This window comes from Pseudoxanthomonas sp. 134C1 (assembly GCF_057773065.1).
The window spans coordinates 35338-50434 of record NZ_JBYMTH010000007.1 but is presented as its reverse complement, the minus strand read 5'-3'; the positions used below and the strand labels follow the sequence as shown (position 1 = coordinate 50434).

The 15097-nt window shown below is 69.9% G+C and carries 12 protein-coding genes; 9 read left to right on the top strand and 3 right to left on the bottom strand.

Translation table 11 applies throughout. The annotated features are described in order from the left end of the window. Positions 1–79: 79 nt before the first annotated feature. The gene (locus AC3DEZ_RS13850; protein ID WP_488388730.1) at positions 80–1651 is read left to right on the top strand and encodes an APC family permease; all 1572 of its coding nucleotides are present in this window, start codon (positions 80–82) and stop codon (positions 1649–1651) included. Positions 1652–1675: 24 nt separating this feature from the next. Here the strand turns inward: AC3DEZ_RS13850 and AC3DEZ_RS13845 are convergent, their stop codons facing one another. Further along, positions 1676–2416 (bottom strand): PAS domain-containing protein, encoded by a 741-nt coding sequence (locus tag AC3DEZ_RS13845; RefSeq protein ID WP_488388729.1) that lies wholly within the window; start codon positions 2414–2416, stop codon positions 1676–1678. Positions 2417–2782: 366 nt separating this feature from the next. On the opposite strand from AC3DEZ_RS13845, the gene AC3DEZ_RS13840 reads away from it, so the two are divergent. The 7 genes from AC3DEZ_RS13840 to AC3DEZ_RS13810 are packed head-to-tail and all read left to right on the top strand — an operon-like array spanning position 2783 to position 10098. Then, on the top strand, positions 2783–3739 hold the full coding sequence (locus AC3DEZ_RS13840) for a proline racemase family protein (RefSeq protein ID WP_488388728.1): 957 nt from the start codon (positions 2783–2785) through the stop codon (positions 3737–3739). Between the two features lie 32 nt (positions 3740–3771). Further along, positions 3772–4836 carry an NAD(P)/FAD-dependent oxidoreductase gene (locus tag AC3DEZ_RS13835; RefSeq protein WP_488388854.1) on the top strand — a complete coding sequence of 355 codons (1065 nt, stop codon included), beginning with the start codon at positions 3772–3774 and terminating at the stop codon, positions 4834–4836. Further along, positions 4833–5081, top strand: coding sequence for a (2Fe-2S)-binding protein (locus tag AC3DEZ_RS13830; protein ID WP_447103686.1), 249 nt, complete (start codon positions 4833–4835; stop codon positions 5079–5081). The genes AC3DEZ_RS13835 and AC3DEZ_RS13830 overlap by 4 nt, the downstream gene beginning before the upstream one ends. After that, the gene (locus tag AC3DEZ_RS13825; protein WP_488388727.1) at positions 5074–6381 is read left to right on the top strand and encodes an FAD-dependent oxidoreductase; all 1308 of its coding nucleotides are present in this window, start codon (positions 5074–5076) and stop codon (positions 6379–6381) included. The genes AC3DEZ_RS13830 and AC3DEZ_RS13825 overlap by 8 nt, the downstream gene beginning before the upstream one ends. Next, the gene (locus AC3DEZ_RS13820; RefSeq protein WP_488388726.1) at positions 6378–7286 is read left to right on the top strand and encodes a dihydrodipicolinate synthase family protein; all 909 of its coding nucleotides are present in this window, start codon (positions 6378–6380) and stop codon (positions 7284–7286) included. The genes AC3DEZ_RS13825 and AC3DEZ_RS13820 overlap by 4 nt, the downstream gene beginning before the upstream one ends. 14 nt (positions 7287–7300) lie before the next feature. Next, positions 7301–8899: an aldehyde dehydrogenase family protein gene (locus AC3DEZ_RS13815; RefSeq protein WP_488388853.1), complete on the top strand. Its 1599-nt coding sequence runs from the start codon at positions 7301–7303 to the stop codon at positions 8897–8899. Next, complete coding sequence (locus AC3DEZ_RS13810) at positions 8896–10098, top strand: M24 family metallopeptidase (protein ID WP_488388725.1); 1203 nt, start codon at positions 8896–8898, stop codon at positions 10096–10098. Before AC3DEZ_RS13815 ends, AC3DEZ_RS13810 begins: the two co-directional genes overlap by 4 nt. 22 nt (positions 10099–10120) lie before the next feature. Here AC3DEZ_RS13810 and AC3DEZ_RS13805 read toward each other — a convergent pair whose 3' ends face one another. After that, positions 10121–10363: a hypothetical protein gene (locus AC3DEZ_RS13805; RefSeq protein ID WP_488388724.1), complete on the bottom strand. Its 243-nt coding sequence runs from the start codon at positions 10361–10363 to the stop codon at positions 10121–10123. A 56-nt stretch (positions 10364–10419) separates the two neighbouring features. Then, positions 10420–12201: an EAL domain-containing protein gene (locus AC3DEZ_RS13800; RefSeq protein ID WP_488388723.1), complete on the bottom strand. Its 1782-nt coding sequence runs from the start codon at positions 12199–12201 to the stop codon at positions 10420–10422. Positions 12202–12444: 243 nt separating this feature from the next. Here AC3DEZ_RS13800 and AC3DEZ_RS13795 point away from each other — a divergent pair, with 243 nt between their 5' ends. Next, a complete protein-coding gene (locus AC3DEZ_RS13795; RefSeq protein WP_488388722.1) occupies positions 12445–15039 on the top strand; it encodes a methyl-accepting chemotaxis protein in 2595 nt (864 codons plus the stop codon). Positions 15040–15097: the final 58 nt, after the last annotated feature.

Here is a 15097-nt window from a genome sequence, read left to right as displayed (position 1 = left end):
CTTTCGACAAAGCGGGACAGTAGGCGGCGATGCCGTCCGCGCCAGAGCGTCGAACGGACCGCGGAAACAGGGGGCTGGCGTGGACCAACAGGGAAAATTCAAGCGCAATCTGTCGATCACGGATCTCACCATGATTGGATTGGGCGCGATATTCGGTTCCGGCTGGCTGTTCGCCGCCAGCCACGTGGCGGCGATGGCGGGGCCGGCCGGCATCTTCTCCTGGCTGCTGGGCGGCACGGCGGTGCTGCTGCTGGGCCTGATCTATTGCGAGCTGGGGGCGGCGTTGCCGCGGGCCGGCGGCATCATCCGCTATCCGACGTTCTCGCACGGCCCCCTGCTGGGTTACCTGATGGGCCTGATCACCCTGATCGCGTTCTCCAGTCTCATCGCGATCGAGGTGGTGGCTTCGCGCCAGTACGCGGCGGCGTGGTTTCCATGGTTGAACAAGCCGGATTCCAGCGACGCAAGCCTAGTGGGCTGGCTGGCGCAGTTCCTGCTGCTGTGCGTGTTCTTCCTGCTGAACTATTTCAGCATCCGGAGTTTCGCGCGGGCCAACAACATCATCAGCGCGTTCAAGTTCATCGTGCCGATGCTGGTCATCGCGGTGCTGGCGCTGCATTTCAAACCCGGCAACCTGGTCGACCACGGCTTCGCGCCATTCGGTCTGGGCGGCGTGGGCGCGGCGGTATCGGCGGGCGGCATCATCTTCGCCTACCTGGGATTGACCCCGATCATCTCCGTGGCCAGCGAAGTACGGAATCCACAGCGCACCATTCCCGTCGCGCTGCTGCTCTCGGTGGCGCTGTCGACGGTGATCTACGTGCTGCTCCAGGTGGTCTTCCTGGGCAGCGTGCCGGGGTCGGCGCTGACTGGCGGCTGGTCGCCGATCGGCGAGGAGTATTCCCTGCCGTTCCGCGACATCGCGCTGGCGATCGGCGCGGGCTGGCTGGCGGTGCTGGTGGTGTCCGACGCCATCGTTTCGCCCAGCGGCACCGGCAACATCTACATGAACGCCACGCCACGGGTGATCTACGGCTGGGCCCGGACGGGAACGTTCTTCCGGCTGTTCACCCGGATCGGCGTGTCGTCGGGCATTCCACGCCCCGCGCTCTGGCTGACCTTCGCGCTGTCGGTGTTCTGGACGCTGCCGTTTCCCTCATGGGAGGCGATGATCAACGTGGTCTCGGCGGCGCTGATGATGAGCTACGCGGTCGCCCCGGTGACCGCGGCCGCGCTGCGACGCAACGCGCCGGATCTGCACAGGCCGTTCCGGGTGAGCGGACTGGGCGTGCTGGGACCCTTCGCGTTCGTCGTGGCGGCGCTGATCGTCTACTGGTCCGGCTGGACCACGGTCTCGTGGCTGTTCAGTCTGCAGGTGCTGCTGTATCTCATCTACCTGGCCTGCGGCCGTTTCGTGCCGACCGGACAGTTGTCCCTCAAGCGGCAGGTCCGCAGCTCGCTCTGGCTGCTGGGCTTCTACATCCTGATGGTGGTGATCTCGTGCCTGGGCTCGTTCGGCGGGCGCGGCGTGCTCGCGCATCCCTGGGACACCGTGGCGGTGGTGTTGATCGCGCTGCTGGTCTACTACTGGGGCGCGGCCACCGGCGTGCCGGCGGGACACCTGGATCTCGGCGCGGCGGACGATCAGTAGTCGTCCGCCGGGCATGCGGGCGCGTCAGCGGCCGCCAGTGGCCAACGCCGGTCGGGTGGTGCGGCTGATCGCGCGGTAGTCGCGCGGAGTCATCCCGACCGTGGCCTTGAACTGACGGGTGAACGCGCTCTGATCGGCGAAGCCGCAGGCCTGGCCGATGCTGGCGATGCTGTCGCCGTCATGCAGCAGGCGCATCGCCGTCTCGATGCGCAGCTTGGTCAGCAACTGCTGCGGAGTGAGCTGGAATACCCGGCGGAAGTGCCGCTCCAGCTGCGCGACCGACAGGCCGGCCAGATCCGCCAGCGCGGTGACCCGGATGTTCTCGCCATGATGCGCCTGCATGTGATCGACCACCTTCATCAGCCGCGGAAAGGTGGAATGACGGTTGTCCGGCTGGCCCAGATCGCGGGAGATGCCGATCAGTCCGATCACCGCGCCGTCCTGCATCACCGGTCGCTTGAAGGTGAGCGCCCAGCCCGGCATGCGGTTGGGGAACAGATGGACCTCCAGCTGGTTCTCGATGATCTCCCCGCGCAGCACGCGCAGATCCTGCTGCTGGTAACTGTCGCCGAAGCGTTGCGGAAACACTTCCACGGTGGTCTTGCCGAGCACGTCGGCGCGCTGCTTGCGGCCCAGCCGGCGCGTCAGGGTCAGGTTGCAGTGGGTATAGCGTCCCTGCGCATCCTTGATGAAGAACACCACGTCCGGCAGGGCGTCGTACAGCGCCTGCAACTCCTGCGACGGAATGTCGATGTCGAATGGCATGGCACGGACTCCGGATGACGGGGATGCCGGATCGCCGCGCCGCGGCGTCGCGATCCATGGAGAGCGCATGCACCCGCCACTCCCTGCCGCGAGTGTTCCGTGCATCCTCGATCCGGCGGCATTCGGCATCCGCCACGGCATTGATCCAGCCGCTGGCGGGCGTCGCTCCGCGTTTTCCCGGGCATCGCGTGCCCCCTCTCCGTGAAGCACCATAGCAGCGATTAGACTCGCGATGTCAATGCCATCCGGCATGCCCGCGGATGCTGCGCTGCATCGAACGGCGCAATCGGCATCATGCCGAATTCCGCATTGGCCCCGGACATTGCCGGCTATCCGGTCCCCGCGCGCGGATGAAAGCATGTCGGCATGCAGACACTCGACGTCATCGATTCCCATACCGCCGGCGAACCCACCCGGGTGGTGGTGTCCGGCTTTCCCGACCTGGGCGGCGGCGATCCGGCGACCCAACTGCGACGGTTCCGCCAGGACTTCGATCACTGGCGCAGCGCGGTGGTCTGCGAGCCACGTGGTTCGGACACGGTGGTGGGTGCGCTGCTGCTGCCGCCGACCGAGCCGGACGCGGTCGCGGGCGTGATCTTCTTCAACAACGTGAGCTACCTGGGCATGTGCGGGCACGGCACCATCGGCCTGGTGCGGACCCTGCACGCGATGGGACGACTGGCGCCGGGCACGCATCGCCTGCAGACGCCGGTGGGAACGGTCGGCGTCGAACTGCATGCCGATGGCCGGGTGTCGGTGGACAACGTGGAGAGCTACCGGCTCGAGGCCGACGTGGCGGTGGACGTGCCCGGCCATGGCCGCGTGGTTGGTGACATCGCCTGGGGCGGCAACTGGTTCTTCATCACCGCGCAGACACCGGTGCCGCTGCGGTTGCATCACCAGCGCGAACTGACCGCGTACACCGAGGCGATCGGCGATGCGCTGCGTGCCGCGGGAATCACCGGCGCGGACGGCGCCGACATCGATCACATCGAAGTGAACGCGCCCGCCGCGGATGGCGGCGGCGTATTGACCAACTTCGTGTTGTGTCCGGGGCTGGCCTACGATCGCTCGCCCTGCGGCACGGGCACCAGCGCGAAAATGGCGTGCCTGGCCGCGGATGGAAAACTCGCCGAAGGCGAGACCTGGATCCAGCAGGGCATCCTCGGCACGCGCTTCGAAGGGCGCTATGCGCGCGGACCACGCGGCATCCTGCCGCGCATCACCGGCGAAGCGCACATCACCGCCAGGGCTCAGCTGTGCATCGACGCGGCGGATCCGTTCGCGTGGGGCATCGGCGCGACGGGTGGCGATCGGCGGTGAACACGTTCGACCTCATCGTCGTCGGCGCCGGCATGGTGGGCGTCGCCTGCGCGGATGCGGCCTGCGCCGAAGGACTGAAAGTCGCCCTGATCGAGCCCGGTCCGATCGGCGGCGGCGCCACCGCCGCGGCGATGGGACATCTGGTGGCGATGGACGAGGATCCGGCGGAACTCGCGCTGGCCGCCTACTCGCTCGCGTTGTGGGAGGAATTTCCCTCTCTGGAGGCGGCGGAATTCAGCCGTTGCGGCACGATCTGGGTGGCCCGGAACGACGCCGAACTCGCGCGGGTGGCGCCCAAGATCGCGCGGCTGGCGGCGGCGGGCATCCACGCCGAAGCACTGGACGCCGCGCAACTGCGTGAACTGGAACCGCAACTGGCACCCGGCCTGGCGGGCGGCATGCGGGTCGCCCGCGAGGCGGTGGTGTATCCGCCGTGCGCGGCGCGTTGCCTGGTCGAGCGTGCTCGCCTGCGTGGCCTGCGCCTGTTTGCAGGCCGCCATGTCGTGTCGTGCGCCGACGGCGGCGTGGTGCTGGACGACGGCACCCGCCTGCGCGGACCGGCGCTGTTGGCGACCGGATGCGCGGTGCCGACGCTGTTGCCCCATTTGCCGGTGCGCCCGCGCAAGGGCCATCTGGTCATCACCGATCGTCATCCGGGCTGGGTGCATCACCAGTTGCTGGAACTGGGGTATGCCGATTCCGCGCACGGCAACGCCGCCAGCAGCGTGGCCTTCAACGTGCAACCGCGGCCGACCGGGCAACTGCTGATCGGATCCTCGCGCGAGGAAAGCGTGACCGACGCGGCGGTGTCGGCGCCGGTCGTGCAACGCATGCTGGCGCGCACGCTGGAGTACCTGCCGGGACTGCGCGCGTTGCGCGCGATCCGCGTCTGGACCGGTTTTCGTCCCGCCACGCCGGATGGCCGGCCCTATCTGGGCGCGGTGCCGGGCACGCGCGCGCTGTGGGTCGCGGCCGGACACGAGGGATTGGGCATCACCACCGCATTGGGCAGTGCGCGATTGCTGATGGATCTGTTCCTGGGCCGCCAGCCCGCCATCGATCCCGCCCCGTATTCGCCCGCGCGGGTGGCGCCGTGAGTGCCAGCGTCCGCGTCCGCGTCGACGGTCGGCCGGTCGAGGTGGTCGCCGGAAGCAGCGTGGCCGCCGCCCTCGCGCTGGCGGGCGTGGTCGCCGCGCGCCGTTCGGTCGACGGCCAGCCGCGCGCGCCGCTGTGCGGCATGGGCGTGTGCTTCGAATGCCGCGTGCGCATCGATGGCATCGGCCAGCAGCGCGCCTGCATGACGCCCGTGCGCGACGGCATGTCGGTGGACACCGATGGCTGAGCCCGTGCGCGACTACGACGTGCTGGTGATCGGCGCCGGTCCCGCGGGACTGGCGGCGGCGCGCGCCGCGCGCGGCCATGGGGTGCGGGTGGGTCTGGTGGAGGCGCAGGCCACGCCGGGCGGCCAGGTATGGCGGCATGCGGTCGGGCAGCCACCCACGCCGGCCACCGGGAGTCTGGCGGCGGCAATCGCTTCCGGCGTGGATTGGCGCGCCCAGACCCAGATCGCCGCGGCCGGCCCCGATGAACTGCTCGCCGAGGACGCGACGGGCGCGCTGCGGCTCAGGTATCGCGCGCTGATCCTCGCCACCGGCGCCCGCGAACTGTTGCTGCCGTTTCCCGGCTGGACCCTGCCGGGCGTGACCGGCGCCGGCGGCGCGCAGGCGCTCGCCAAGCAGGGCGTTCCCCAGGCCGGGCGCCGCGTTCTGGTGGCGGGCCGCGGACCGCTGCTGCTGGCGGCGGCCGATACGTTGCGCCGGTACGGCGCGCGGGTCATCGGCATCTGCGAACGGACGCCGGCGGATCGCCTGTGGCGGTTCGCCGCCGGATTGCCGCGCTGGCCGGGCAAGGCCGCGCAGGCGGTGGCGCTGCGCCTGCGGTTGGCGCGCGTGCCGTACTGGAACGACAGCGAGGTGCTCGCGGCGGAAGGTGACGATCGCGTCGAGGCGGTCGAGATCCGGCGCGGACGCCAACGCCTTCGTCTGGCCTGCGACGGCGTCGCGGTCGGCTACGGTCTGGTGCCCAACATCGAACTGGCGCAATCGCTGGGATGCGCGCTCGATACCGGTTTCCGGCATCCGCATGTGCGCGTGGACGAACACCAGCGCACCAGTCTTGCCACGGTCTACGCGGCCGGCGAGGCCTGTGGCGTCGGCGGCCGCGACAGCGCCCTGCTGGAAGGCGCGATCGCCGGCCATGCGGCGGCCGCGGGCGAAAGCGCGATCCCGCGGGAGCTGCGCGGCCGGCAACGGCGCGCGCGCGCGTTCGCGGCATGGCTGCGACATCACTTCGAACCCGCATCGGCCGCGTGGCCGGCGGTCGCCGGCGATACCCTGCTGTGCCGCTGCGAGGACGTCGCCCTGTCCGAACTGGACGGCTTCTCCGACTTGCGCGACGCCAAGCTGGCGACGCGTTGCGGCATGGGCGCCTGCCAGGGACGCATCTGCGGCGCCGCCATCACCGAACTCGGCCTGTTCGCCGGGCATCCGGCGACGCCGGATCGCCGCCCTCCGTTGTTCCCGGCCCGCCTCGACACGCTGGCCGCTCCTTTCGTTCCAACCAAAACAGGTGCATCACCATGAATCCAAGCCAATTCCTGCGCGGCGTCCTGCCCGCCATCACCACGCCCTTCTCGGAAGACGGAAGCGTCGATCACGCCTTCCTGGCCGAACACGCGCGGAAACTGGTCGATGCCGGCTGCACCGCGCTGGTCCCGCTGGGATCGCTGGGCGAAGCCGCCACGCTGAGCTTCGACGAGAAGATCGCGATCATCCGCACGCTGGTCGCGGCGGTGGGCGATCGCGCGCCGATCGTGCCGGGCATCGCCGCGCTGTCCACCGACGAGGCGGTCCGGCTGGCGCGCGCGGCCAGGGAAGCCGGCGCGGGCGGCATGATGGTGCTGCCGGTCTACGTCTACACCAGCGACTGGCACGAGGCCTCGGCGCACGCGCGCGCGGTGCTGGAAGCGGTGGATCTGCCGGCGATCATCTACAACAACCCGATCGCCTACCGCACCGACATCACTCCGGAGCAGATCGCGGAACTGGCGCGGGATTACCCGCACGTGCAGGCGGTGAAGGAATCCTCCGGCGACGTGCGCCGCTTCGCCGCGATCAAGGAACTGACCGGCAATAAGCTGGTGCTGCTGGTGGGCATGGACGACGCGATCGTGGAAGGCCTGGGGATGGGCGCCGAGGGCTGGATCGCCGGCCTGGTGAATGCCTATCCGCACGAGTCGGTGCGCCTGTTCGAACTCGCCCGCGACGGCGGCTACACGGCCGCGCGCGAACTCTACGAATGGTTCCTGCCCCTGCTGCGGCTCGACACGGTGCCGAAGTTCGTGCAGCTGATCAAGCTGGTGCAGGCGCAGGTCGGCATGGGCAGCGAGCATGTGCGCGCGCCGCGGTTGGTGGTGGAGGGCGCCGAACGCGAAGCGGCGCTGCGGGTCATCCGCCACGCCACCGCCCATCCGCCGCGGCAGTCATGAGCGGCGCGGCGGCCATGGGCGACACGGTGGCGCCGGTCCTGCTGGCCGGGGAATGGCGGCGGAGCCTGGATGCGTCCGACGGGTTCCGCGCCGAGGATCCGGATCGCGGAGAGGCGTTCGGCGCGGAATTCCCGATCAGCGGGGAACGGGATCTGGAAACCGCCATCGCCGCCGCGAGCGCGGTGACGGAGGAACTGGCCGCGGTGGACCCGGCGCGCATCGCCGATTTCCTCGGACGCTATGCCGACGCCATCGAAGCCAACCGCGAGGCGCTGGCTGAACTGGCGCAGTGCGAAACCGGGCTGCCGGTATCGCCGCGATTCCTCGGCGCGGAAATTCCGCGCACCTGCGGGCAGCTGCGGCTGGCCGCCGATGCCGCGCGCAGCCACAGCTGGACGTTGCCGACGATCGACACCGGCAACGGCCTGCGTTCGTGGCTGGCGCCGCTGGGCAAGCCGGTCCTGGTGCTCGGTCCGGCCAACTTCCCGTTCGCGTTCAACGCCATCGCCGGCAGCGATTTCGCCTCCGCGCTGGCCGCGCGCACGCCGGTGATCGCCAAGGCGCACCCGGGCCATCCGGGAACCAGCCGCGAACTCGCGCGACTGGCGCACGCCGCGCTGCTGGCGTCCGGACTGCCCGCCGCCAGCGTGCAGATGCTGTATCAGCTGCCATCCGCGCTGGGACTGCGCGCCGCCGGGGATCCGCGCATCGGCGCGGTGGCCTTCACCGGCAGCCGCGCCGCCGGGCAGGCGCTGAAAGCCGCGGCCGACGCGGCCGGCGTGCTGTTCCATGGCGAGCTGTCCAGCGTCAATCCGGTCCTGATGCTGCCCGGCGCGCTGGCGGATCGCGCCGAGGCATTGGCGCAGGAACTGCTGGCCTCCTGCACGCTGGGCGCGGGGCAGTTCTGCACCAATCCCGGCCTGGTGCTGCTGCCCGAAGGCACGCACGGCGACGCGTTCGCCGACGCCGCGCGTCGCGGGTTCACCGATGCGCCGGAAGGCCTGTTGCTGTCGCGTGGAGGACGGCAACACCTGCGTGCGGCGGTGGACGCGCTGGTCGCGGCGGGCGCCACGGTGCTGGCTGGTGGCGACGACGCCACCGGCGGCGGCTTCCGTTGCCGGCCCACGTTGCTGACCGTGGACGGTGACCGGTTCCTCGCCAACCCAGCGGCCTTGCAGCGGGAGGCGTTCGGGCCGGTCAGCCTGCTGGTGAGGGCGCGTGATCCGGCGCAGATGGAATCCATCGTGCGCGCGCTGGAAGGACAACTGACCGGCACCGTCTACGCGGCCGATGACGGCCGCGACGATGCGCTCCATGATCGACTGGCGCCGCTGCTGCGCTCCCGGGTGGGACGCCTCATCGCCAACCGCATGCCGACCGGCGTGGCGGTGAGCGCGGCGATGAATCATGGTGGACCCTGGCCCAGCGCCAGCCACCCCGGCTTCACCGCGGTCGGCATGCCCGCCGCCATCCGCCGGTTCGCGGCCCTGCACAGCTACGACCATGTGCCGGACGCGCGTTTGCCCGCGTTGCTGCGCGATCGTAATCCCGGTGGCATTGCCCGCCAGATCGATGGTCGCTGGACCGACGCCGACGTGGGAGCCAGCGCATGAATGCGCAGATCGGTCATCTCTCGCGGGCGGATGCCGAAGCGGCGCTGCGCCCCTGGCCGACGCGCGCCGCGCCGATCGGCGCCGACGAATACCAGGCGCGCATCGAGCGCGCGCGGGCGCTGATGCGGGCGAGTGGCGTGGACGCCCTGCTGGTGAACGCGGGTGCGTCGCTGCGCTATTTCTGCGGGGTGCCGTGGGGCGCCAGTGAACGGTTGGTGGCGCTGCTCATCACCGCGCAGGGCCTGCCGGTGATGATCTGTCCCGCCTTCGAGGCCGGTTCGCTGGAGGCGGTGCTCAGGATTCCGGCCGAGGCCCGGTTGTGGGAGGAAGACGAGGATCCTTACGCGCGCGTGGCACAGGCGATGAAAAGTCGCGGCGCGCGCACGCTGGCGCTGGATCCGCTGGCCGCGTTCGCCATCCATCATGGTCTGTGCGATCACCTCGAAGCCCGCATGATCACCGACGCCACGCCGCTGATCGACGGCTGCCGGATGTGCAAGTCGCCCGCCGAGCTGGCCTTGATGCAGCAGGCCTGCGACATGACCCTGCATGTCCACCGGCTGGCCGCCGGCATCGCCCGCGAGGGCACGACCACCGCCGAACTCGTCCGCTTCATCGACGACGCGCATCGCGCGCTGGGTGCCGATGCCGGCTCGACGTTCTGCATCGTCCAGTTCGGCCACGCCACCGCGTTTCCGCACGGCGTGCCCGGCGTGCAGTCGCTGCGCGAGGGAGATCTGGTCCTGATCGATACCGGTTGCAGCGTGCAGGGCTACCACTCCGACATCACCCGCACCTGGATCCACGGCCGCGCCGATGACGAACAGCGCCGCATCTGGGATCTGGAACAGGCCGCGCAGGCGGCCGCGTTCGCGGCGGTGCGGCCGGGCGTCGCCTGCGAAGCGGTGGATCTGGCCGCGCGCCGGGTGCTGGAGAACGCCGGCCTCGGGCCGGATTACCGCCTGCCGGGACTGCCGCACCGGACCGGTCACGGCTGTGGCCTGGCGGTCCACGAGGCGCCCTATCTGGTGCGCGGCAATGCGACCGCCCTGCAGCCGGGCATGTGTTGCAGCAACGAGCCGATGATCGTGGTGCCCGGACGGTTCGGGGTCCGGCTGGAGGATCACTTCCACGTGACCGAAGCGGGCGCGCAGTGGTTCACGCCACCGTCGCCGGCCATCGACCGGCCGTTCGCATGAGCAGGGAAAACAACCCGGAGAATCAGAGCCGGTAGTGGCTGGCCGGTGGCTGGAAGCGGTCGTTCTGGCCGGCCGGCAGCATCAGGCCGTTGCCGAGTTCCACCAGCCTCGACCAGACGTAGGGCTGCAGGTCCACCGGCGCGCCGGCATAGACGTGCGTCCACAGCTCGTCCAGGAATTCCTGCGGCGGTTGGCGTACCAGACCCCGCGCCAGCCGGTCGCTGGCGGCATCCAGAGCGGTCCGGATTTCGGCCAAGGTGTCCATGCGGCGGACTATACGAAGGCCGCGTTCTGATTGTGTGACAGCCGCCAATGGCGTGGCTATTCCGTGACCGGTTCCCCGGTTGCCACCGAATGCAGGCCGATGCCGTGGCGCTTGGCATGGCGTTTGGCCGCCGCCGCGTCGGAGGCGACCTGCTCGGCGCTGTCGAAACGGGCGGGGTCCACCTGCACGATGCCGATGGTCAGGGTGGTCAGCGGGAAGGTGGTGTAGCGCCCGCTGCGGTCCTCGCTTTCCAGCACTCCGCGCGCCAGATCCGGTTCGTCGAACAGTGCCCGCGAGGCGGCGTTGAAGTCGGCGATGATGTCGCGGCAGCGACGCTCCCAGTCTTCGCTCTGCAGCAGCACCACGAAATCGTCGCCACCGACATGGCCGACGAAGTCCATGTTCGGCTGCACGTGCTTGAGCAGGGTCGATGCGACCAGGCGGATCATGCGATCACCGCGGAAATAGCCGTACTGATCGTTGTAGGGCTTGAAGCTGTTGAGGTCGCAGTAGGCGGCGACGAAGGGGCGGCCGGCTTCGAGCAGGCGGCCGATGTGCTCGGAGATAGGAATATTGCCGGGCAGCAGGGTCAGCGGATTGGCGTAGCGCGCGGCCTCGATGCGCAGTTCGGTGACCCGCCGCACCAGCGCCTCGCCGGTGCCCACGCCCAGGTAGCGGCCATCGCGGGTGATGATGAAACCATCCGACAGATAGCGCTGATCCTCGCCTAGCAGGATTTCCGACATCGCGTCGATGCTCTGGCCGACATCGCAGACGATCGGCGCGGCGTGCATCAGCAGGACGCAGGACTTGCGGCCATTGAGCTCGCGCGCGAACGGGACCGCCATGCGCTCGTTGAATACCCGGCGGTTGATCAGTCCCAATGGCAGGCCGTCGCGGTCCACCACCGGCAGCGAAGGCAGATCCGGATGGTGGCGGAACAACTGCTCGGCGTCGAAATTGCTGGCCTCGTCGGTCAGCGACGGCGCATCGATGAGCAGGTGCGCGGCGGTGACTCCGCGAAAATCCGAGGCCCGGCGCGCGCGCGGCCACACCGGAAGCTTCTCGAAACGCGCGTCGCGCACTTCCGCCGGAACCGCGAGCGCCACTTCGCTGGCCGGGCGCCCGAGCAGGTAACCCTGCGCGTAGGGAATGCCGAGATCCTTGATGATCGCCAGGTCCTGCAACCGCTCCACGCCCTCGGCGACCAGTTCCGCGCCCAGGCTCTCGGCCACCTGCACGAGCGCGCGGACGATGCTCAGCCGACCCGGGCTGTCGGCGATGTGATGGATCAGGTAGCGGTCCAGCTTGACGTACTCCGGCGACAGTTCGTGCCACAGCTCGAAGTTGGAATGGCCGTTGCCGAAATCGTCCAGGGCGATGCGGATGCCGGCCGCGCGCAGGTAGCCCAGCGCGTCCGCCAGCCGGCCGACGTCCTCGACGATGTCGCGTTCGGTGATCTCGATGACGAAGCGTCCCAGATCGCGCCCGGCCGACAGCAGGCTCTCGATCACCTGCTGCGGATGGAGCTCGCCCTGGAGGATGGCGTGCGCGCTGAGATTGACCAGCAGGCGCCCGCCACGATCGAAGTCGAAGCTGCGCGCCAGGATTCCGGCGGCCACGGTCTCCACTTCGCCCAGGCGGCCGGCGCCGCGCGCGCGGTCCAGCAGCTCCAGCGGCGAGCAGGCGCGGCCGGCGACGCGCATCAGTCCCTCGTGCGCGACCACGCGGTTGTCCTCCAGCCGGACCACCGGCTGGAACGCGGCCAGCAGTTCGCGGCCGTGCAGGACCGCCTCCAGCAGGGGATCGGATGCGACGGCGGATTCGGAGATGCACATGGGGCCGCGAACCTAGCGCGCCTGTATGACAGTTCCGCGACGCCGCTGATGACGATCCTTCATCTCCCGCGGCCACGCGGGAACGGGTCCGAGAGGCCACGTCATCACGGTGTCGCACGCATCGGCTACAACGGCACCCATTGCGCAAACCCCACCGGAGCACTTCGAGGGCGGAAGAAAATCCGCGCTAAAGACTCCCGGAAGCCGGCCGATACCGATGCAAAATTTTGCTCGGAGTCCCCCATGCCGATTCCCTTCCACCTGCCTTCCTCCTGGAAGCGCCCTTCCTTTCGCCTGATCCGCGCCGCGCTGACGCGGCGGCTGGCACGGATGACGATCGCCGGCAAGCTCCGCCTGTGCGCCTGGGTGGCCGGCGCGGGACTGGCGCTGATCGCCTTGTCGTACTGGCAGGCCAGCGCGGGCCAGACGCGCGCCGCCGCGACCTTCCAGGCGCAGCAGGCCTATGGCGCGTTGCTGGCAGCCCTGGAACGACAGGTCGAACAGACCCGGCGATTGCAGACCGCCTACGCGGCGCGGCTGGACCCCGCCGACCGCGAAGCGCTGACCCGGGCGCAGCAGCGGTTGCGAGGTGACCTGGCACGACTGCGCCAACACCCGGCGGGTATCGCCGAGCGCAAGCGGATGGACGCCGCCGCCGCGCGCATCGACGAATTCGCCACCGGCATCGATGCGCTGAACGCGCGCGTGGACGAAATGGGACAGGGCGACGCGAGCCTGTCCGCGATCCTGGACGTGGCGGGGCAGGCGCTGGAGGAGGCGACGCAGGCCACGCAGGCGCCGGCACTGGAAGCATCGCTCCAGCGCATGCGGCGTTTCGAAAGCGAATTCCTGCGCACCGGCGACGCGGCGCGGTCGGATCGGGTGAGCGAGGAGAAGCTGCCGTTCGAGCTGGTGCTGTCGTCGACACCGATCGATGAGGCCGCGCGCGATGGCCTGCGCGGACAGGTGGAGGCCTACCAGGCCGCGCTGCTGGCGTACACCGCGGCCCGGGTGGGACTGGATGTGGAAGTGGCTTCGCTGGAAGACACGGCCGCCGCCATCGCGCCCGCGCTGGCGGATCTGGAACGCGCGCGCGAGCTCGGCCTGGCGGACGCCGCACGCGCGCAGCGTGCGCAACGGTTCGGCATGGCGGCGTTCTTCGCCATCACCCTGGCGGCGGTGGCGCTGGTGCTGGGCGGCGTGTTGTGGGCGGTGCTGCGGGCCGTGGGGCGCCCGTTGCGCGACGCCGCCGAAGTCGCCGGCGCGATTGCCGATGACCGGCTGGACGGCGCGATACGGATCGACAATCCGCATGATGAAATCGGTGGCCTGATGGCTTCGTTGTCGCACATGCAGGTCCGCCTGCGCGAGCGCATCGCCGGCGAACGCGCCGCCGCGCGCGAGAACGCGCGGATCCGGCAGGCGATGGATCACGCGCATACCGGCTTGATGGTCCTGGCGGCCGACGGCACGGTGGCGTTCGCCAATCAGGGTCTGCGCGACGCGCTGGCACCGCGCGGCGTCGCCGCACCGGAGGGCATGCCGTTGCAGGAACTGGACGACGCGCTGGCGCCGGTGGCGCGGCGGCTCCGCGATGAGGGCGTGGCATTCGAGCAGCCGATCGCGCTGGGCGACGATCACTATCAGCTGGTGGTGAATCCCATCGATCTCGACGGCGAGCAGACCGGAGCGACCCTGGAATGGAAGAGCCTGGCGATGGAGCGCATGGTCGAGCAGGAGATCACCGCACTGGTGCGCGCGGCGACGCGGGGCGATCTGGGGGGGCGGATCGAGGTCTCCGGCAAGCGGGGATTCCTGCAGGCGCTGGCGATGGGCATCAACGATCTGTTCGAGGTGCTGCAGGGCAATCTGTCGAAGCTGCAGTACGTGCTCTCGGCGCTGTCACAGGGCGATCTGACGGTGCGCATGGACGGCGACGGCAGCCAGGCGCTGGGCGGCGTGTTCGCCCGCATGCGCGACGACGCCAACGCCACCGTCGCCCAGCTGACCGACATCGTCTCGCGCATCCAGGACGCCTCCACCGCCATCAACACCGCCGCCGGCGAAATCGCCTCCGGCAACGCCGACCTGTCCCGCCGCACCGAGCAGCAGGCCGCCAACCTGGAAGAAACCGCCGCCTCCATGGAGGAACTGACCTCCACCGTCCGCCAGAACGCCGACTCGGCCCGCCAGGCCAACCAGCTCGCCATCGGCGCGGCCTCGGTGGCCTCCCAGGGCGGCAACGTCGTCGGCCAGGTCGTCACCACCATGCGCGACATCGAAGCGGCCTCGCGCAAGATTGCCGAAATCATCGCAGTCATCGACGGCATCGCCTTCCAGACCAACATCCTGGCCTTGAACGCGGCGGTGGAAGCCGCCCGGGCCGGCGAACAGGGCCGCGGCTTCGCCGTGGTGGCCTCCGAGGTGCGCACGCTCGCCCAGCGCAGCGCCAACGCGGCCAAGGAAATCAAGGGCCTGATTGAGGCCTCGGTGGACCAGGTGTCCACCGGCTCGGCACTGGTCAACCAGGCCGGCGCGACCATGGGCGAGATTGTCGCCTCGGTCCAGCGGGTCACCGACATCATGGCCGAAATCGCCGCCGCCTCGCAGGAACAGTCCGCCGGCATCGAGCAGGTCAACCAGACCATCACCCAGATGGACGAGACCACCCAGCAGAACGCCGCCGTGGTCGAGGAGGTCGCCGCGACCGCGGGCGACCTGCGTCGGCAGGCGCAGGGACTCGACGACGCCGTCTCGGTGTTCGTCATCAAGGCCGCCACGACGGGAGCGCCGTCCCCGGCTCGGGCTTCACAGGCGCAGATTCGCCGGAATGCATGAACCTTCGTCCCCCCAGCCCGTTCGACCTCGTGGCTCGCCGATACCGGAAAACGGTTCG